The 20021-nt window shown below is 64.0% G+C and carries 13 protein-coding genes, 1 tRNA gene, 3 pseudogenes and 1 CRISPR repeat array; of the genes and pseudogenes, 5 read left to right on the top strand and 12 right to left on the bottom strand.

Annotation, left to right across the window (positions count from 1 at the left end; all coding sequences use genetic code 11):
• A pseudogene (locus AWB78_RS45185) lies at positions 1 to 977 on the top strand (transposase); the annotation flags it as partial.
• Here AWB78_RS45185 and AWB78_RS43310 read toward each other — a convergent pair.
• Positions 974 to 1333 (bottom strand): annotated as a pseudogene (locus tag AWB78_RS43310) (type VI secretion system protein); the annotation flags it as partial. The pseudogenes AWB78_RS45185 and AWB78_RS43310 overlap by 4 nt on opposite strands.
• Before the next feature lie 44 nt (positions 1334 to 1377).
• Between AWB78_RS43310 and AWB78_RS07020 the strand changes: the two are divergent.
• A pseudogene (locus tag AWB78_RS07020) lies at positions 1378 to 1818 on the top strand (tyrosine-type recombinase/integrase); the annotation flags it as partial.
• A 112-nt stretch (positions 1819 to 1930) separates the two neighbouring features.
• A CRISPR array of direct repeats spans positions 1931 to 3340; the repeat unit is 28 nt; unit sequence TTTCTAAGCTGCCTACGCGGCAGCGAAC.
• Positions 3341 to 3783: 443 nt separating this feature from the next.
• Here AWB78_RS07020 and AWB78_RS07015 read toward each other — a convergent pair.
• The 5 genes from AWB78_RS07015 to AWB78_RS06995 form a co-directional block, all read right to left on the bottom strand.
• A tRNA-Ile gene (locus tag AWB78_RS07015) sits at positions 3784 to 3860 on the bottom strand.
• A gap of 136 nt (positions 3861 to 3996) precedes the next feature.
• Entirely contained in the window at positions 3997 to 6054 is a 2058-nt protein-coding gene (gene rpoD / locus AWB78_RS07010; RefSeq protein WP_074173405.1) for an RNA polymerase sigma factor RpoD, read from the bottom strand.
• Positions 6055 to 6511: 457 nt separating this feature from the next.
• Positions 6512 to 8392, bottom strand: a complete 1881-nt coding sequence (gene dnaG, locus AWB78_RS07005) for a DNA primase (RefSeq protein ID WP_062603609.1) — start codon at positions 8390 to 8392, stop codon at positions 6512 to 6514.
• A 20-nt stretch (positions 8393 to 8412) separates the two neighbouring features.
• Positions 8413 to 8859 carry a GatB/YqeY domain-containing protein gene (locus AWB78_RS07000; RefSeq protein ID WP_062603606.1) on the bottom strand — a complete coding sequence of 149 codons (447 nt, stop codon included), beginning with the start codon at positions 8857 to 8859 and terminating at the stop codon, positions 8413 to 8415.
• 259 nt (positions 8860 to 9118) lie between these two features.
• Positions 9119 to 10345 carry a BaiN/RdsA family NAD(P)/FAD-dependent oxidoreductase gene (locus AWB78_RS06995; RefSeq protein WP_062603605.1) on the bottom strand — a complete coding sequence of 409 codons (1227 nt, stop codon included), beginning with the start codon at positions 10343 to 10345 and terminating at the stop codon, positions 9119 to 9121.
• Positions 10346 to 10421: 76 nt separating this feature from the next.
• Between AWB78_RS06995 and tsaD the strand changes: the two genes are divergently transcribed.
• Positions 10422 to 11450, top strand: coding sequence for a tRNA (adenosine(37)-N6)-threonylcarbamoyltransferase complex transferase subunit TsaD (gene tsaD, locus AWB78_RS06990; RefSeq protein ID WP_062603603.1), 1029 nt, complete (start codon positions 10422 to 10424; stop codon positions 11448 to 11450).
• Positions 11451 to 11466: 16 nt separating this feature from the next.
• Here the strand turns inward: tsaD and AWB78_RS06985 are convergent, their stop codons facing one another.
• Both AWB78_RS06985 and AWB78_RS06980 read right to left on the bottom strand, forming a co-directional pair.
• A complete protein-coding gene (locus AWB78_RS06985; RefSeq protein WP_062603602.1) occupies positions 11467 to 12093 on the bottom strand; it encodes a glutathione S-transferase family protein in 627 nt (208 codons plus the stop codon).
• Between the two features lie 37 nt (positions 12094 to 12130).
• Positions 12131 to 13360 carry an MFS transporter gene (locus tag AWB78_RS06980; protein WP_062603600.1) on the bottom strand — a complete coding sequence of 410 codons (1230 nt, stop codon included), beginning with the start codon at positions 13358 to 13360 and terminating at the stop codon, positions 12131 to 12133.
• A 105-nt stretch (positions 13361 to 13465) separates the two neighbouring features.
• Between AWB78_RS06980 and AWB78_RS06975 the strand changes: the two genes are divergently transcribed.
• Positions 13466 to 14383 (top strand): LysR substrate-binding domain-containing protein, encoded by a 918-nt coding sequence (locus AWB78_RS06975; protein WP_062603598.1) that lies wholly within the window; start codon positions 13466 to 13468, stop codon positions 14381 to 14383.
• 7 nt (positions 14384 to 14390) lie between these two features.
• On the opposite strand, the gene folE2 is transcribed toward AWB78_RS06975, so the two are convergent.
• From folE2 to AWB78_RS06955, 4 genes are all read right to left on the bottom strand, one after another.
• Positions 14391 to 15197, bottom strand: a complete 807-nt coding sequence (gene folE2, locus AWB78_RS06970) for a GTP cyclohydrolase FolE2 (RefSeq protein ID WP_062603597.1) — start codon at positions 15195 to 15197, stop codon at positions 14391 to 14393.
• A gap of 150 nt (positions 15198 to 15347) precedes the next feature.
• Entirely contained in the window at positions 15348 to 17264 is a 1917-nt protein-coding gene (gene dxs, locus AWB78_RS06965) for a 1-deoxy-D-xylulose-5-phosphate synthase (RefSeq protein WP_062603591.1), read from the bottom strand.
• 88 nt (positions 17265 to 17352) lie between these two features.
• On the bottom strand, positions 17353 to 18240 hold the full coding sequence (locus AWB78_RS06960) for a polyprenyl synthetase family protein (RefSeq protein WP_062603589.1): 888 nt from the start codon (positions 18238 to 18240) through the stop codon (positions 17353 to 17355).
• Entirely contained in the window at positions 18237 to 18572 is a 336-nt protein-coding gene (locus tag AWB78_RS06955; RefSeq protein WP_062603588.1) for an exodeoxyribonuclease VII small subunit, read from the bottom strand. The genes AWB78_RS06960 and AWB78_RS06955 overlap by 4 nt, the downstream gene beginning before the upstream one ends.
• 311 nt (positions 18573 to 18883) lie before the next feature.
• Between AWB78_RS06955 and AWB78_RS06950 the strand changes: the two genes are divergently transcribed.
• Positions 18884 to 19990: an aromatic ring-hydroxylating oxygenase subunit alpha gene (locus tag AWB78_RS06950; RefSeq protein ID WP_062603585.1), complete on the top strand. Its 1107-nt coding sequence runs from the start codon at positions 18884 to 18886 to the stop codon at positions 19988 to 19990.
• Positions 19991 to 20021 lie beyond the last annotated feature (31 nt).

Here is a 20021-nt window from a genome sequence, read left to right as displayed (position 1 = left end):
ATGGAAGTGTTGACGGGGCCGGAGCGCCGGCGGCGGTGGTCAGCGGAAGAGAAGCTGACAATGCTGCGGGAGAGTTTCGAGCCGGGCAAGTCGGTCTCAATGGTTGCACGCCAGCACGGCGTCGATCCGCATCAGCTGTTTCACTGGCGCAAGCTGTATCAGGACGGTAGCCTGTCGGCTGTCAGTTCTGGCGAGGAAGTTGTGCCGGCATCGGGGCTAAACGATGCACTGAAACAAATCAGGGCGCTTCAGCGACTGCTCGGGAAGAAGACGATGGAGAACGAGATTCTTCGTGAAGCGGTGGAGGTAGCGAAGTCGCGAAAATGGATTGCGTGCTCACACTCATTGCCAGAGGACGACCAGTGAAGCAGGTCTGTGAGATTCTCGGTGTAGCGCGCTCGAATGTGGCGGACAAGCTGGCGCGGCCGGCTGACTGGCGGGATGGACGTACGGCCCGAAGCACTGACGACGCTGGTCTGGTGGAAGAGATTCGATTGGCCGTTGTTGATCTGCCGAGCTATGGCTACCGTCGTGTGTGGGGCCTCTTGCGTCGGCAGCGGGAGAATCATGGCGCGGCGCCCTCAGCGCCGATACGATGGCAAGGTCGCGGTGGCGAAAAGCAATCAGCGTTGGTGTTCTGATGGCTTCGAGTTTCGTTGCGACAACGGCGAGCCGCTGCGTGTCACGTTCGCTCTGGTTGCTGCGACCGCGCAGCGATGAGCTGGGCGGCGACGACCGGCGGCCACAGTGGTGACGTAGTGCGCGACGTCATGTTGGCCGCCGTTGAGAACCGGTTCGGTGACGTCCTGAAGGCGCCGTCGGAAATAGAATGGCTGACTGACAATGGCTCGGGTTGCACGGCAGAGAAAACAAGGACGTTTGGCTTGACGAACGGCCCGGCGTGTTCATCGGGCGCGGCCGCCAGTGCATTGCCGCGCGCGGGCAGCATGAAATCCGTGCTTGCCGGGTCGTTACCCGCGTTGCTTGCATTAGCCGCATGGCCTGCGGCGGTGAAGTAGATACCGCGCAGTTGAAGGCGCGCCTCGAATCGCGAGTCGCGAAAGAGGTTTTCGCAGAACGCGCCGATCGCCGCGCACACGGCGTCGAACTGCCTTGGAAACAGGTACGCGATAGCGCGCGCGCCGAGCTCCGGCTGGGCGTCGAATATAGCGCACAGACCATCGCCAAGACGCTTTGCGAGTTCCGACAGCCCGTTGCGGGACGGCCACGTCGGCTCGCCGGGACGCGGATCGTCGAGCGCATAGCCGACACCCCACGGCGTCTCGCGAGCGACAGGGCCGAGGCTCGCGAACCACGCGGAAAATCCTTGCAGGCGATGCGGCCAAGCCGCAACTGACTGCGCGCTGGCGGCAGCGCATGGATGACGCCCGTCACTCGCTCGAAGCCGTATTTGGCCGCGCTCCCGCTAACGGCGCACCGAGTGGCCCGGACGCGCCGCCCGAGTCCACCATCGCGATCGAGCGCGTGCTGGTGGCGGGGGAGGAAAAGAACCGCACCAAGACGGCCGAGGCGCGCCTCGTGCGCCTGAACAGCCGCTCGCTCGCGGCGCTGCAACGGCAACGCGCCTTCACACAGGTGGCGGGCGGGCGCGTGTTTCAGGACCCGCGTACCGGTAAGCCCTGGCACAGCGAGGAGGCGTTTCAACGGGTCTATTGGAAGCGCATCTTGAAGCGCCTCGGACTGCGCTACCGCCGCCCCTACAACATGCGCCACAGCTATGCGACCAGCATGCTCATGGCCGGCATGACGCCGGCTTTCTGCGCACGCCAGCTCGGCCACACCGTCGAGATGTTCCTGCGTACCTACGCCAAGTGGATCGACGGCAGTCAGAACGACCTGGAGATGGCAAGACTCGAGAATGCGCTCACGGGTAACGAGGCCGCGTCGAATAGCGCAACTCCAGTTTCCGGTTTTTAGCTGCCTATGCGGCAGCGAACTTTATCGAGCTTCTTCGGCCCGAAACGATCATTTTCTAAGCTGCCTATGCGGCAGCGAACCTCGCAACAGACGATCGGCTCGCGGCGCGTTCCTTCTAAGCTGCCTATGCGGCAGCGAACTTCACGGTCAATCGGCGACATGTCAGCGTGTCTTTCTAAGCTGCCTACGCGGCAGCGAACCGATGGGTCAGCGAGTGGCGCACGTCATAACATTTCTAAGCTGCCTACGCGGCAGCGAACACGATCAAGTTGTCATGCTTTGCGAAACCGATTTTCTAAGCTGCCTACGCGGCAGCGAACATCGTAAAACGGCCCGGTCAATCGACGCGGATTTTCTAAGCTGCCTACGCGGCAGCGAACTTGATGGTTCTCTGGTGGTTCTGATGGTTCTTTTTCTAAGCTGCCTACGCGGCAGCGAACGTACTTGATCAGGAAGGCGCGCACCTCGGCGTTTTCTAAGCTGCCTACGCGGCAGCGAACGTGCGCGGCGAGCATCGCGGCGATATCTCGCGTTTCTAAGCTGCCTACGCGGCAGCGAACCGTCGAATGAAAGCCCGACGAGCGCACTCATCTTTCTAAGCTGCCTACGCGGCAGCGAACCCTTGCGGCTCCCCCACCATGTTCCGCCCATATTTCTAAGCTGCCTACGCGGCAGCGAACGGCTGGATTCGTTCGCGTCGGGGAGCTTCAAATTTCTAAGCTGCCTATGCGGCAGCGAACTCGCCTACCCGGCTCTCGCGTCTGGCGCGTCTTTTCTAAGCTGCCTATGCGGCAGCGAACCCGAAGCGCAGCGCGCCGTTCGTGGCGTGCTCTTTCTAAGCTGCCTATGCGGCAGCGAACTCGCGCATCGTGCCTGGCGTTCACAAGATGAATTTCTAAGCTGCCTACGCGGCAGCGAACGCGCAGTCTCCCGAGCCGAGCTATCTGAAGAATTTCTAAGCTGCCTACGCGGCAGCGAACGATTGAAAGTCCGACCTGCTTGTCCGACGCGCTTTCTAAGCTGCCTACGCGGCAGCGAACCGTATCCGCTTTCACCTGCGTCATGCCGTGCTCTTTCTAAGCTGCCTACGCGGCAGCGAACAACTCGATCAAGGCGGCGCACAACCGCACCGCTTTCTAAGCTGCCTACGCGGCAGCGAACGCTCGAAATGCGCCCCGGCGGTGTATTGTCGGCTTTCTAAGCTGCCTACGCGGCAGCGAACGTTCGTGATCAACGCCGACCGCTTCTCGGTCTTTTCTAAGCTGCCTACGCGGCAGCGAACGCGGCGATGGACGAAATACGCGAGGGAGACAATTTCTAAGCTGCCTACGCGGCAGCGAACTAGAACGTCTGGTCATCCACGTTCACCCAGATTTTCTAAGCTGCCTACGCGGCAGCGAACTAGGCGAATCAGTCACCATCCTCTTGATTCATCGAGAGAATAACGCCTTTTTCGCCCAAGCACCCAAATTTCCGCCCCGCCGCTAAGCCATTGATTTTTCAAGCGCCAACAAAATGGCCAGAAAAAGGGGTAAGGCGGTGCCCCGCTCTCCGTCGGTTGGCCACCAAGTTCGGCCTTGCGCCGGGCTGCGTTCTGACGCCCAAGCGTCATAAATTAAAGCGCCGTCGTGGCCTTCACCCACTAGGGGGCCGACGAACAGAAAAAAAAGGGGGTAGCTGACGACCCATATACGCCGCAAAGCCGCGAGGGTAAAGGACGTGGCTTGAGCGGCCCTAGTGGGTAACGTGACCCACATGGTCCCCACAACTGTCCCCGGACTGTCCCTGAAAGGCGATTGTCAGGGGCGGCATCGCGCTAAGTATTTGACTTTAAAATCAAAGACTTGGTGGGCCGGGTGGGACTCGAACCCACTATCGGTCGATTATGAGTCGACAGCTTATACCAGTTAAGCTTCCGGCCCTTCGTGACAAGCGAGGGCAAAAAGAAAGCGCCGTTAGCGGGCGCTTTCTGTCACTTCCGAACATTGCGCTGGGCGGCTCTCGAGGGATAGCGAGTTTGCCTCACAACGCCTCTCAATACAAGCCCGAACCGCCTTGTCAGTTCCCTTCGAGGAACGATTTGAGCTTGTCCGACCGGCTCGGATGACGTAGCTTGCGCAGCGCCTTCGCCTCGATCTGGCGAATCCGCTCACGCGTGACGTCGAACTGCTTGCCGACCTCCTCCAGCGTGTGATCCGTACTCATCTCGATGCCGAAGCGCATCCGCAACACCTTCGCCTCGCGCGGCGTCAGCGAGTCGAGCACGTCCTTCACGACATCGCGCATGCTGGCATGCAAGGCCGCATCCGACGGCGCCACCGTGTTCGTATCCTCGATGAAATCGCCGAGATGCGAGTCGTCGTCGTCGCCGATCGGCGTTTCCATGGAGATCGGCTCCTTCGCGATCTTCATGATCTTGCGGATCTTGTCCTCCGGCATTTCCATCTTCTCGGCGAGCGTCGCCGGATCCGGCTCGAGGCCGGTTTCCTGCAAAATCTGCCGCGAGATGCGGTTCATCTTGTTGATCGTTTCGATCATGTGAACCGGAATGCGGATCGTGCGCGCCTGGTCCGCGATCGAACGCGTGATGGCCTGACGGATCCACCACGTCGCATATGTCGAAAACTTGTAACCGCGGCGATATTCGAACTTGTCCACCGCCTTCATCAGACCGATGTTGCCTTCCTGGATCAAATCGAGGAACTGCAGGCCGCGGTTCGTGTACTTCTTCGCGATCGAGATCACGAGGCGCAGGTTCGCCTCGGTCATCTCGCGCTTCGCCTGACGGGCCTTCAGCTCGCCCGCCGCCATCTGCCGGTTGGTTTCCTTCAGATCCTTCAGCGGCAGCACGACGCGCGCCTGCAGATCCAGCAGACGCTGTTGCTGCTCGCGGATCGCCGGAATATTGCGCTCCAGCACCGCGCTGTACTCGTGCCCTTCCGCGACAACCTTGTCGGCCCATTCGAGGTCCGTTTCGCTGCCCGGGAAGCGCGTGATGAATTCGGCACGCGGCATGCCGCATTTGTCGACGACCGTATGCAGAATCTGGCGCTCGACCTGGCGCACCTCATCCACCTGCGCACGCAACGTGTCGCACAGACGCTCGACGGTGCGCGCCGTAAAGCGGATGTTCATCAACTCCGTCTGGATGGCTTCCTGCGCCTTCAGATACGCCTTCGACTTGTAGCCTTCCTTCTCATAGGCACGGCGCATCTTCTCGAACCACTCGCTGATGAGCGAGAACTTCTCGAGCGACTGGAGCTTGAGGGCTTCGAGCTGTGCGGCGTTCGCGCTGGCTTGCGCGCTGCCGTCGTCCTCTTCTTCCTCTTCCTCGTCGCCTTCTTCCTCGGCTTCCTCGTTCTCCGACTCGATCGCCTCGGCCTCCTGCTCCGAGAAGCCGTCCGTGTCCTCGGCGTTCGGATCGATCAGGCCGTCGACGAGCTCATCGACGCGCACTTCCTCGTTCTGCACGCGCTCGGCCATCGCGAGGATATCCGCGATGGTCGTCGGGCAGGCGGAGATCGCCATGACCATGTGCTTGAGGCCGTCTTCGATGCGCTTCGCGATCTCGATCTCGCCCTCGCGCGTCAAGAGCTCGACCGTGCCCATCTCGCGCATGTACATGCGCACCGGGTCGGTCGTGCGGCCGAATTCGGAATCGACGGTGGAAAGGGCGACTTCGGCTTCCTCCTCGACTTCGTCGTCGGAGGAGGCGTTCGGCGCGTTGTCGTTCAGCAGCAGCGTTTCGGCATCGGGCGCCTGCTCGTACACCGCCACGCCCATGTCATTGAACGTGCTGATGATGCCTTCGATCGCCTCGGTTTCCGTGAAGTTGTCCGGAAGGTGATCGTTGATTTCGCCATAGGTGAGAAAGCCGCGCTCCTTGCCGAGCTTGATGAGCGCGCGCAGCTTGCCGCGCCGCTCTTCGAGTTCCTCGACGGTGCCGGGCGCGCTCGATGAAAACGCGTCCTTCAGAAGCGCCTTCTCCTTCGCGCGGCGATCGCGAGCCCTGGCCTTTTCGACCTTCGCCGCGGGAGCGGCGCCAGACTCTGCGTTTTGCGTTGCGTCGTCTTCGACGGATACATCGTTCAGCTTTTTCGTCATGGAGTTCGCCATACCGGCTCTAGTCTCGACTCGCGGCTGCTGGACAACAGCCGATGGAACCGTGAATACCCAATACGCGCACGCTGCTTCGTCCTGCGTGCCCTGCCCGGGGCGCCATTGCGGTTCGGACGAGTGTGAATCGCCTCTCCTCGCCTACCCTCAATAGCAGCCGCTTCCCTTGCGCCCGTCTGTTCGTCGGCGTGCTTAACCGTCCGTTTCGTGTGATATATGCGGCATGCGCCACGTAGAACCGCATCGCGCCACATCACGGACAGCCGATTCAGCCTGGCCTTTCTGCTCCCCCAACCGGCCAACGCGCCGGCTTTACTGCATGACTGCTTCGAATGCTCGTTGCCAAATGATCTTTGCCAACTGCTCGACGCCTCGTTCGCCTCTAAATCGAAAGGCAGGAAAAACGTTCAAACAGTTGACAAAAAGCAATTCATTTTGAACTTTTTATTATAGCAGTTCACCTTCCGCCAGCCGGGCTTGCGCCCCGCCCGGCCTTGATCTGCGCGACTTTCGCCGACAGCTCCGAAAACTCCGCGACCTCCTCCGCCGACAGGCTCGACTGCCGCGCCAATTGGTCCAGCCGCGCCCGATAGCTGTCGTGCCGCAGCTTGACGACGGTCGCCTGCAATTCCTCGGCGAGCAGGCGCCGCTGCTCCTCGACTCGCTGCGCGGCGTCCTCGTCGGCCGGGTCGCGCATCAGCAAATCGCGAACGTTTTCATCATAGGCGAGAATTTCCTGGAAGATATCGTCGTACGTGGGCGCGTTTGCTGCATTTCTCAAGATCTCCGACAGCAACTGAAATTCCGCTGCGTTCCCCAGTTCGCGAGCGTGCGAGATCACTTCGCTGAACAGTTCGCCGTGCTCGGTCATCGTGACGAGGGTGCGCTCGCTGTCCTGATCGAGCGATACCGCGATGCCCGGATACATCACCAGATTGCGCAACGCGCGCTGCTCCTGCCCCGTCACGCGACGGCGCTCGCTCTTCGGCACGTTCGCGCGCGCAACGGCCGCCGCGCGCGAATCGATGTCGCACAACGCGGCGATCTCGGTGAACGGCGTGTCGAGCCGATCCGCGAGCATATGCAGGATCTGCACCCGCAGCGCGTTCGCGGGCAGCGCCTGAAGCAGCGGCTTCGCGTCGAAGAGTGCTTTCGCGCGGCCTTCGGGCTGCTCCAGCTCCTTGTCGTTCAGCACCTCGTTCAGAAGAAACTGCGACAAGGGCATCGCGCGATCGACCTGCTCGCCGAAACCGTCCGTGCCGAATTCGCGCACGTAGCTGTCCGGATCGTGCTCTTTCGGCAGAAAGAGAAATTTGATCGTCCGGTTGTCCGCCGCGTGCGGCAACGCCGCCTCCAGCGCGCGACGCGCGGCGCGGCGGCCGGCCGAATCGCCGTCGAAGCTGAAGACGACGGTATCCGTCTGGCGAAAGAGCTTTTGCACGTGGACCGGCGTGCAAGCCGTGCCGAGCGTCGCCACGGCGTTCGCAAAGCCGAGTTGCGCGAGCGCGACGACATCCATATACCCTTCGACGACGAGCACGTAGCCCAGTTCGCGAATCGCGAGGCGCGCCTCGAACAGCCCGTATAACTCGCTGCCCTTGCTGAAGAGCGGCGTTTCCGGCGAGTTCAGATACTTGGGCTCGCCGCCGTCGAGCACGCGCCCGCCGAAGCCGATCACGTTCCCTTTCACGTTACGGATCGGGAACATCACCCGCTCGCGGAAACGATCGTAGCGGCGCGCCTGGCCCTGCGAATCGGTTTTCTCGCTGACGATCACGAGACCCGATTCCACCAGGTTGTCATCCCGATAATCGGGAAATGCAGCTTCGAGGTTCTGCCAGCCGTCCGGTGCGTAGCCGAGCCCGAAGCGCGCGGCGACCTCGCCGGTCAATCCGCGTTTCTTGAGATAAGCGACGGCGTTCGCCGCACCGCGCAATTGCTTGCGATAGAAATCGCACGCGGTCTGCATCACGTCGGTGAGCGCGACGCTGACCGCCTTGCTCGGTGCGCTCTCGCCGCCGGCGCCGCCGCGGAACGAATTCGAAGGTTCCTGCGGCACGGTCAAACCCGCGCCCTGCGCGAGTTCCTTCACGGCCTCGGGAAACGTGAGACCGGTGTGCTCCATCAAAAATCCGATCGCGGTGCCATGCGCGCCACACCCGAAGCAGTGATAGAACTGTTTCGTCGGGCTGACGGTGAACGACGGGCTCTTCTCGTTGTGAAACGGGCAAAGGCCCATGAAGTTCGCGCCGCCCTTTTTCAACTGGACGTAACGGCCCACCACGTCGACGATATCGACGCGGTTGAGCAAATCCTGCAGGAATGCGTGCGGAATCACCGATCAATAAGCCGCGGAGGTTACTTGGCGAGTGCTGCCTTCACCTGCGCCGAGACGGCGGTCATGTCGGCTTTGCCGGCCAGCTTCGGCTTCAGCACGCCCATCACCTTGCCCATGTCCTGCGGGCCGGCGGCACCCGTCGCGGCGATGGCGGCCTGCACTTCGGCGGCGATCGCATCGGCGGAAAGCTGTTCCGGCATGTACGCCGACAGCACCGCGAGCTCCGCCTTTTCCTTGTCGGCGAGATCGGTGCGGCCCGCGGCCTCGAACTGGCTGATCGAATCCTTGCGCTGCTTGATCATCTTGTCGATGACGGCGGTGATGCCCGCGTCGTCGAGCGTGACGCGATCGTCGACTTCACGCTGCTTGATTGCCGCGAGCAGCAGGCGAATCGTGCCGAGGCGCTCGGTTTCCTTCGCGCGCATGGCAGTCTTCATGTCGTCGTTGATCTGGTCTTTGAGGCTCATCGTTCACCCGGTGCAATTGCGAAAGTTTGAATTCCGGCGGGCGCCGACCGTGCCGCGAAAGCAAAAACCCGCTTGGGAAACGCCTCCTCAAGCGGGATTGTTTGCGAGCCGTTTTGAGCCGCGGCGAACCATGCATCCATGCCTTGCCGCGATAACCGTCCGAGCGCCAGCCAGAGCGGAGAGAATCCTCCGATGACCGACTGAGTATAGCAAACGGGTACGCATTTCGAGACTCGCCAAAACCCCCGCGAGTGCGCGCTCAGCCGGCCGTCGCCGCGCCGCGCGCGAACTCGGCGGCGGCCTTGCCCGCCGCGACGCCCGACGCCCACGCCCACTGGAAGTTGTAGCCGCCGAGCCAGCCGGTGACATCCACCGCCTCGCCGATGAAATAGAGCCCGGCGACGCGCTCGCTCATCATCGTCGCCGACGAAAGCTCGCGGGTATCGACACCGCCGCGCGTCACTTCCGCCTTGCGATAGCCTTCGGTGCCGCTCGGCATCAGCGTCCAGTTCGACAGCGACGCGCCGATGGCGCGCAAAGTGCGGTCGGGCAGATCGGCGAGGCGCGCATCGACGGACACGCGCTGCGCTTCGAGCCAGGCGTGCGCGAGACGCGCGGGGACGTGCTCGCCGAGGAAGTTGCCGATCTGCTTCTTCGAGCCCGCTTTCGCTTCGATCAGCATTTCGGCGGCGTCGGCGTCGGGGAGCAGATCGACGTGGATCGGCTCCGACGTGTTCCAGTAGCTCGATATCTGCAGCACGCCCGGCCCCGACACGCCGCGATGCGTGAGCAGCAGATCCTCGTCGAACTCGCCGCGCGCTTTGCCCTTGCCTGTGCCGATGCGCACCGGCAGCGAAAGCCCCGAGAGCGCGGCGAACGGCGCCCAGTCGGCGGACGTGAACGTCAGCGGAACCAGCGCGGGACGCGTATCGACGAGCTTGTGGCCGAACTGCTTCGCGACGCGATAACCGAAGTCCGTCGCGCCGATCTTCGGAATCGACAGGCCGCCCGTCGCGATGATGAGCGCCGCCGCGCCGATCGCGCCCGCGGTCGTGTCGAGCGCAAAGCGCGCGCCGTCGTGACGGATCTCATGCACGCTGACCGGACGCCGCCACGCGACGCCGCCCGCATCGCACTCGCTTTTCAGCACGTCGATGACCGTATCGCTGGAGTCGTCGCAAAAAAGCTGGCCCTTGTGCTTCTCGTGCCACTTCACGCGGTATTGCTTGAGCAGCGCGAGAAAATCGCGCGGCGTGTAACGCGCAAGCGCGGAGCGGCAGAAATGCGGATTCGCCGATAAAAAATTGGCCGGCTGAGCATTGATGTTGGTGAAGTTGCAACGCCCGCCGCCGGAGATGCGGATTTTTTCGGCGAGACGCTCGGCGTGGTCGATGAGCACGACGCGGCGCCCGGATTGAGCGGCCACGGCCGCGCACATCATGCCGGCCGCGCCCGCGCCGATGACGGCGATATCGAAGGATTCCATGGCGCGCATTTTACCTGCGGGACGCGATTTACCCGCCGCTGCTATACTTTTCTGTTACCTCTGACGCTTTGAATCCATGCTCGTTCTAGGCATCGAAAGCTCCTGCGACGAAACCGGCCTCGCCCTCTACGACACCGAGCGCGGCCTGCTTTCGCACGCTCTCCACTCGCAAATCGCGATGCATCGCGATTACGGCGGCGTCGTGCCGGAACTCGCTTCGCGCGATCACATCCGGCGCGCGCTGCCGCTGCTCGAGGAAGTACTGGAGAAGTCCGGCGCGAGGCGCGGCGATATCGACGCCATCGCGTTCACGCAGGGGCCGGGTCTCGCGGGCGCGCTGCTCGTGGGCGCGAGCATCGCCAATTCGCTCGCGATGGCGTGGGACAAGCCGACCGTCGGCATCCATCATCTCGAAGGGCATCTGCTGTCGCCGCTGCTCGTTGCCGAACCGCCGCCCTTTCCGTTCGTCGCGCTGCTGGTGTCGGGCGGGCACACGCAGCTGATGCGCGTCACCGATGTCGGCGTGTACGAGACGCTCGGCGAAACCCTCGACGATGCCGCCGGCGAAGCCTTCGACAAAACCGCGAAGCTGCTCGGCCTCGGCTATCCGGGCGGGCCGGAAGTGTCGCGGCTCGCGGAGTTCGGCACGCCGGGCGCGGTCACGCTGCCGCGTCCGATGCTCCATTCCGGCGATCTCGACTTCAGCTTCAGCGGCCTGAAAACCGCCGTGCTCACGCAAAGCCGCAAGCTCGGCAACAACGTATGCGAGCAGGCGAAGGCCGATCTCGCGCGCGGTTTCGTCGATGCGGCGGTGGACGTGCTCGTCGCCAAATCGCTGGCCGCGCTGAAGAAGACGGGCTTGAAGCGGCTCGTCGTGGCGGGCGGTGTCGGCGCGAACCGGCAGTTGCGCGAGGCGCTGTCGGCGGCGGCGAAGAAGCGCCGCTTCGACGTGCATTATCCCGACCTCTCGCTGTGCACCGACAACGGCGCGATGATCGCGCTCGCGGGCGCGCTGCGGCTTGCGCGCTGGCCCGAGCAGGCCGTGCGCGACTACGCGTTCACCGTGAAGCCGCGCTGGGACCTGACATCGCTCGCGCGCGCGTGAGCCTGAAGCCGAGCGTTTAGCGCGGCGGATTGAACGGCTGCACGATCGCCTTGAAGACCGCCAGCATCTCGCAGCGGTCGCTATGGCCGATGAGCGTCGGCCAGCGCGTCGAACTGAAAATCTCCGGATGCGCCTCGCGCGCGAAGCGCAGTGCACAGGCCACGGCGATATCCGCGTGGCCGATGGCATCGCCGAACCAGTAAGGCGTCGCGCGCGCGGCGCGGTCCGCTTCCAGCGCATTGAGCACGCGCTCGACCTGCCCCGCGCAGCGATCGAGCCACGCCTGCGATTTCTCCTTGTGCAGCACGCGTTCGTAGACGAGCGCGACGGCCTTGTCGGCGAGGCCCGTTGCCAAGGCGCAGACCTTCAGCGCCTGACGCCGTTGCTCGCCGCGCGATGCGACCAGCGCGCGCGCATCGCCCGCCTGTTCATCGAGGTAATCGAGGATCATCGTGCTCTCGATGAGCGCATCGCCGGAATCGAGCACGAGCGTCGGCACGCGGCACAGCGGGTTGTACGGCGCGATCTTGTCGGCATCCCCGAAGGTCGACCACGGGCGATGCTCGTACGCCATGCCGTAAAGATTCAGCGCGATGGCAACGCGCCGCACGAACGGGGAATCGTATTGGCCGATGAGAATCACGATGCGCTCCGCGTGGTCGATTTCTCGGACGGACAGTTTAAGGTCGCTCGGGCCGGGGAAACAACAGCAGCGCAAACGACGCGCACACGCCCGCCGCGAGCCATACGACCGTCCACGATCCCGCCGCGAGCACCTGCGGAATGACGAGCGGCGTCAGGAAGAAGCCGGCGTAGACGGCCGTATTCGCCATGCCGAGCGCGGTGCCCGCACGTTCGGTGCCGGCGAGCGTCGCCAGTTCCGTGTACGCGACGCCGTGCCACGCCGAGACGCAGATGCCGGCGAAGACAAGAATCGACGCGAGCAGCACGGGCGCATGCGCGGCGCCGCTCGCGGTCGCCGCCGCCAGCACGACGAACGACGCCGACGCCACGATCACCGACACGCGCATGTACGCACGCCGGTTGCCGTGCCGGTCCGTGTGACGGCCGCTCCAGACGCGCATCGCCATCGCGCCGAGCTGGATCGCGCCCATCGTCGCGCTGATCGCGGTCACGCCGAAATGACCGGCATCGTGCAGAAACACGGTCGCGAACGTCAGCACCGCGAACTGCGGCACGCACAGGATGCCGATGCCGAGCACGACGCGCCAGACCAGCGCGTTCGTCAGCGGTGCCGCGCTCTTGTTCGCGGCCGCGCGATGCGTCGCGTCAGGCGGCTCGTGCAGCCAGCGCCAGGCCAAGGCACCCGAGACCGCGCACATCGCCGCCAGCGCGCCGAACACCGCCGCAAAGCCATGCGACGACGCGAGCCACGGCAACAGCGCCGCGCCGATGCCGCCGCCGAGCGGCACCGCCGTCTGCCGGATGCTCATCGCGAGGCCGCGCTCGCCTTCCGCGAACCACGCCATCACCGCGCGTCCGCTCGATCCGTTCACGCTGCCGCCCAACAGACCGAGCGCGCACATCGCGAAGACGAGCCAGCCGAGCGTGGCCGACGACGGCAGCGCGAAGAAGCTCATCGCGACGAGCACCGCGGCGGTGGACAGCAGGCCTGTCAGCAGAACCGGACGGTCGCCCCAGCGATCCGTCAATACGCCCCAAGGCAATTCAGAAAGCGCGACGCCCAGTCCGAGCGCACCGAGCACGAGTCCCAGTTCGCCGTTGCTCAGGTGATAGCCGCTGCGCATCCACACGGCCGTGGTCGGAATGCCGGCCGCAGCCGCCGAGAAACTCGCGTTCGCCGCGACGCCGACACCGAGCACCTTCCAGCGATGCCCGCCGCCGAGCGCGGGCGCATTTTTCGATTTCAGTACGAGAGGAGTGGCCATCGTGCAGTCCATGTCGAATTTGACTGCGGCCAGTTTGAGGGCTTAGGATCGTCCTTAAAATCACAAAGTTCTTCATCGATCATTCGAAAAATCAGGACGATTGCCATGAGCCAGACGACATTCGATCTCGCGGTGCTGCGCAGCTTCGTCGCGGGCATGGACCTGGGCAGCTTCGCGAAGGCGGCGGACCGCGTCGGACGCTCGACATCGGCGGTGAGTGCGCAGCTTCGCAAGCTGGAGGAACAGGCGGGCGCGGCGCTCTTTCGCAAGTCCGGGCGCGGGCTCGCGCTCACGGACGCGGGCGAAGTGATGCTCGGCTACGCCCGGCGGCTCGTCGAACTGAACGACGAAGCCGCCGTCGCCATTCGAGGCGTCGATCTGGAAGGCTGGATCCGGCTCGGCTTGCAGGAAGATTTCGGCGAAGTCGTGCTGCCCGACGTGCTCGGCCGCTTCGCGCGGGCGCATCCGAAGGTGCGGATCGAAGCGCGTGTGGCGCGCAATACCGAGCTGCTGGAGCGCATCGATACGGGGCAACTCGATCTCGCGCTCGTGTGGGGCACGGGCGGCGTCACCGGCGACAGCAACGCCGCGATGATCGCCGAGCCGATCGCCGCGCCGCCGATGCGCTGGATCGCGTCATCGACGGTTCCCTGGCAATACGATCCCGACGAGCCCTTGCCGCTCATCGCGTTCGATCGGCCGTGTCTGTTTCACAGCGCGGCGGCGGCGGCGCTCGACCGCGCGGGCATCAAATGGCGGGTGGCGTTCACGAGCCCGAGCCTGTCGGGCTTGTGGGCCGCGGCGGCGGCCGGTCTCGGCGTAACGGTGCGCACGCGCTACGGATTGCCGTCGACGGTGCGCGCGCTCGATGCCGGCGACTGCGGCCTGCCCGCGTTGCCGTCGATTCCGCTGGCGTTGCATCGCGCGCCGGGAAGCGCATCGCCGCCGGTCGAGCGGCTGGCGTCGCTGGTGATGGCTTCGGTGCGGGAAGCGCACGTTTCATCGGAAACGGCGCTCGCCTGACGCCGACTCAGGCGTCGCGGCGCTTGTCCCGCTCGATCACCGCAAACGCGCTGTGATTGTGGATCGACTCGAAGTTCTCCGCTTCGAGCACATACGCGACGATGCGCTCGTCCGCGTTCAGGCGCGTCGCGACATCGCGCACGAGGTCTTCGACGAACTTCGGGTTCTCATACGCGCGCTCGGTCACGAACTTCTCGTCGGGGCGCTTCAGCAAGCCCCACAGTTCGCACGACGCCTCTTCTTCCGCGATGCGGATCAGATCCTCGACCGCGACGTCGCCCGCGAGCTCCGCCGTGATCGTCACGTGCGAGCGCTGGTTATGCGCGCCGTATTGCGAGATTTTCTTCGAGCACGGGCACAGGCTCGTCACGGGCACGAGCACTTTCATCGACAGGCGGGTTTCGTCATCGCGCCGCTCGGCGATGAAGGTCGCTTCGTAGTCGAGCAGGCTTTGCACGCCGGAGACGGGCGCCGTCTTCATCACGAAGTACGGCAGGCTCACTTCGATACGCCCCGAATGCGCTTCGAGCTTGGTCAGCATCGCGGCGAGCAGCGTGCGCAGCGCGGCCTGATCGAGCGGTTCGCCATTCTCTTCCAGCAGCGCGACGAAGCGCGACATGTGCGTGCCCTTCTGGTCGGCGGGCAGATGCACATCGAGATTCCACACGCCGACGCTCGGCTGCACGCCGTTCGCCGTGCGCACCGACAACGGATGCCGCACGCCCTTCACGCCGACGCGCTGAATCGCGATCTGGCGCACGTCGGGGGTGCTTTGAACATCGGGCATCACGAAGGCGGGATTCATCTGATTCATTTGTTTTGTCCTTATGCGCCGCGCGTCATGAAGACGCGAGCGGATCGAAACGTTGAAGCGCACACGGCGCGGGACAGTGCCCGCGCCGTGTGTCGAAGCGTTGATGCGTTGATGCGCGGCGCGCCCCGAGCGCGCCGTTCCAGCGATGCGTCAGGCGACGCGCTTGGTCAGCTTGCCTGCGTGCGCGCTTTCGACGGCGTCGATGAAGCGTTCGCGAATCGACTTGACGATGCCGGCCGCATCCAGCCCGACGCTCGAAAGCAGCTTGGCCGGATCGCCGTGATCGATGAAGGCATCCGGCAGGCCGAGTTGCAGCACGGGCTTCAAGATGGAGCTTGCGAGCAGCGCCTCGACGCACGCCGAGCCCGCGCCGCCCATGATCGCGCCTTCCTCGATCGTCACGATCGCGTCGTGCGTCGCGGCGAGCTCGCGCAGCAGATCGGCATCGACCGGCTTCACGAAGCGCATGTTGGCCACCGTCAGATCGAGTTGCTCGGCGGCGGCGATCGACGGCGCGACCATCGTGCCGAACGCGCAGATCGCGATGCGCTTGCCCGAGCCGAGCTTCTGCGACGACTCGCGGCGAATCTCGCCCTTGCCGACGGGAATCGCGCTCATCTGCTTGACGGTCGCGACACCGGTGCCCGCGCCGCGCGGATAGCGCACGGCCGTCGGGTTCGGCTGCTGGAGCGCCGTGTAGAGCATCTGGCGGCACTCGTTTTCGTCCGATGCGGCCATCACCGTCATGTTCGGGATGCAGCGCAGGAACGCGAGGTCGTAGTTGCCCGCGTGCGTCGCACCGTCCGCGCCGACGAGCCCCGCGCGGTCGATCGCGAACACGACAGGCAGGTTTTGCAGCGCGACGTCGTGGATCAGCTGGTCGTACGCGCGTTGCAGGAAGGTCGAATAGATCGCGACGACGGGCTTCATGCCGTCCGCCGCGAGACCGCCCGCGAACGTCACGGCGTGCTGCTCCGCGATGCCGACATCGAAATAACGGTCCGGAAAGCGCTTCTCGAACTCGACCATGCCGGAGCCTTCGCGCATGGCCGGCGTGATGCCGACCACGCGCGAATCCTGCGCCGCGGCGTCGCACAGCCATTCGCCGAACACTTGCGTGTAGGTCTTCTTCGATGGCGCCGTCGACGGCTTGATGCCTTCGGCCGGATTGAACTTGCCCGGGCCGTGATAGAGCACCGGATCGGCTTCGGCGAGCTTGTAGCCCTGGCCTTTCTTCGTCACGACGTGCAGGAATTGCGGGCCGCGCAGTTCCTTGATGTTCTGCAACGTCGGGATCAGCGAATCGAGATCGTGGCCGTCGATCGGTCCGATGTAGTTGAAACCGAACTCTTCGAACAGCGTGGCCGGCACGATCATGCCCTTCGCGTGCTCTTCGAGCTTGCGGGCGAGATCGAGCATGGGCGGCGCCGCGCGCAGCACGCGCTCGACGCCCGCGCGCGCGGCTGCGTAGAAGCGGCCCGACATCAGTCGCGCGAGATGGCGATTCAGCGCGCCGACCGGCGGCGAAATCGACATGTCGTTGTCGTTCAGGATGACGAGCAGCGGCAGATCGTCGGCGACGCCCGCGTTGTTCATCGCCTCGAAGGCCATGCCCGCGGTCATCGCGCCGTCGCCGATCACGGCGATCGAATAGCGGTTGTCGCCCTGCAGCTTGTTGGCGATCGCCATGCCGAGCGCCGCCGATATCGACGTGCTCGAATGCGCGGTGCCGAAGGTGTCGTACTCGGACTCGGCGCGTCGCGGGAAGCCGGAAATGCCGCCCAGCTGGCGCAGGCCCGGCATCTGATCGCGGCGGCCGGTCAGGATCTTGTGTGGATACGTCTGATGACCGACGTCCCAGACGATGCGGTCATTAGGCGTATCGAACACATAGTGCAACGCAATCGTCAGCTCGACCGTGCCCAGATTGGACGACAGATGGCCGCCCGTCTGCGACACGCTGTCGAGCACGTAGGCTCGCAGCTCGTCGGCCAGCGGTTGCAGTTGGCGGCGATCGAGGGCGCGCAAATCGGCCGGATCGTCGATGGTTTTCAGCAAGTCGTACATCGTCGTCCCATTTTAGGAAAACTGGCGTGATTCGTTCGGCGCGATTGTTTCATGCCTCGCGCCGTGGGGTTCGTCACGCGTTCAACAATCAATTCACCCGGTTCACGACCAGGTCGGCAAGTTCGGCGAGACGCTGGCCGCGCGCACCGAACGGCTGGATCGCGGCGTGCGCGTCGCGGCCGAGCTGTGCGGCGAGCTCGCGCGACGCGTCGAGCCCGATGATCGATACATAAGTGGGTTTGTCGTGCTGCGCATCCTTGCCGGCGGTCTTGCCGAGCGTCGCGGAATCGGCGGTGACGTCGAGGATGTCGTCGACCACCTGGAACGCAAGGCCAATCGCGGCGGCGTACTGGTCCAGCGCCATGAGCGCGTCCGCGCCAGGATGCGCGCCCGCGAGCGCGCCCATGCGTACCGACGCGCGCAGCAGCGCACCCGTTTTCTTGCGATGCATCGTCTCGAGCTCGGGCCGCGACAGCTTGCGCCCGACGCTTTCGAGGTCGATGGCCTGTCCGCCCGCCATGCCGAGCGAGCCGCTCGCGACCGCGAGCTCGCGCACGAGCGCGGCTTGCTGGCCATCGTTCAGACCGTTGCCTTCGGCGGTCAGCGCGACGAACGCCTGCGATTGCAGCGCGTCGCCGACGAGCAGTGCCGTCGCTTCGTCATATTGGATGTGTACCGTGGGCTTACCCCGGCGCAATGCGTCGTCGTCCATGGCGGGCATGTCGTCATGCACCAGCGAATAGACGTGAATCATCTCGAGCGCGGCGCTCGCCGCTTCCACGGCTTGCGCGCTCGCGCCGGTCAGCTCGCCCGCCGCATGAACGAGCAGCGGTCTCACCCGCTTGCCGCCGCCCAGCACGGCATAGCGCATCGCTTCGTGCAGGCGCGCGGGCGCGACGTCCGTGCCCGGAAGATAGTGTTCGAGTGCGGTCTCGACGCGGTCGAGCGTCGCGCGCATCCATTGTTCGAAGGTCATAGGTCGTCGTCCCCGTTGTCGTTCAAGGCTCCCGCACCCTGGGTCGCACGCTGTACCTCGGCGGGCAGCGGCTTGAGCGTCTCGCCGTCGAGAACGCGCACCTGCTGCTCGACTTTTTCGAGCTGTTGTTGGCAAAAGCCCACAAGCGCCGCGCCGCGGCGATACGCCGCAAGCGATTCTTCGAGACTCAGCGCGCCCTCTTCCATGCGCGCGACGAGCGATTCGAGCTCTGCCAGCGCCGCCTCATAATTTTCCGGAAGCTGCGCGGCGTCCGCGCTCTGCGCGTCGGCGCCGGTTTTATCGCCTGTTTCCTGGACAGCGGTTTTCGCCATGAATCGTGGATGTGCAATTGAATTTTTGGAACCAAGTCGCACATTCTACGGCAAAAGCCAATTTTTCGACCCGCATCCCGTCCGCAGCCAAGGCTGGTCACCGCCTTCCGGCATTTTCGCCCGAACCTTGCGGGCCATGCCATCCGCACTCGTCCACGGGGCGATTGTGAGGAACTCTCGCGACAATTTATACCCAAATCAAGACCTTATGCGCCCCTTCGTGGCGAATTTCGGTATAATCGCGGGCTCCCTAAATCGAATCTTCGATGGTTGGGTTGTTCACTGCTTTCACGTTTTCATCGGGAGTGGGAATGTCCAATCTGAGCAATGCATTGCAGCTGAACGCCATTCACAGTCAGCTGCCAGTCACGGCTTACTTTGACGAAGCGCTTCTTACGCGCGAACTCGACACACTTTTCAAGCAGGGTCCACGCTACATCGGGCACGAACTCATGGTTCCCGAAGCGGGAAACTATTTCGCGCTTCCCGGCGAGGGCGAAGGGCGCGTGCTCGTCCGCAACCAGCAGAACAATATCGAGCTGCTGTCGAACGTGTGCCGCCACCGTCAGGCGATCATGCTCAACGGCCGCGGCAGCGCGGACAACATCGTCTGCCCGCTGCATCGCTGGACCTACGATCTCGACGGTCAACTGCTCGGCGCGCCGCACTTCGCGGACAAGCCCTGCCTGAACCTCGGCAAGACTTCATTGCAGAACTGGCAAGGCCTGCTCTTCGAATCGGAGGGCCGCAACGTCGCTGCGGATCTCGCGAGGCTCGGCACGGCGAAGCATTTCGACTTCTCGGGCTTCATGTTCGATCACGTCGAAGTGCACGAGTGCAACTACAACTGGAAGACCTTCATCGAGGTCTATCTCGAGGACTATCACGTCGCGCCGTTCCATCCGGGCCTCGGCAGCTTCGTGTCGTGCGACAACCTCGAGTGGGAGTTCGGCGACTGGTACAGCGTGCAGACCGTCGGCGTCCACAAGAATCTGGAGAAGCCGGGCAGCCCGACGTACCGCAAATGGCACGACCAGGTCCTGCGCTTCCGCAACGGCGCGCCGCCCGAATTCGGCGCGATCTGGATGGTCTACTACCCCGGTCTGATGATCGAGTGGTATCCGCACGTGCTGGTCGTGTCGTGGCTCATTCCGCACGGCACGCAAAAGACGACGAACATCGTCGAGTTCTATTACCCCGAGGAAATCGCGCTGTTCGAGCGTGAGTTCATCGAGGCGGAACGCGCCGCGTACCTGGAAACCGCGCGCGAGGACGATGAAATCGCCGAGCGCATGGATGCGGGCCGCCGCGCGCTGATGTCGCGTGGCGAGAACCAGGTCGGGCCGTATCAGAGCCCGATGGAATCCGGCATGCAGCACTTCCACGAGTTCTTGCGGCATCAACTCGGCGCCATTTGACGGCGATGCGGTCATCAGGAAAAGACGGGCT

Origin of the sequence: Caballeronia calidae (assembly GCF_900044055.2) — a bacterium.
In the GTDB taxonomy this organism is placed as follows: Bacteria; Pseudomonadota; Gammaproteobacteria; order Burkholderiales; family Burkholderiaceae; genus Caballeronia; species Caballeronia calidae.
The sequence above is the reverse complement of the archived record's forward strand: the minus strand, read 5'-3'. Positions and strand labels throughout refer to the sequence as shown.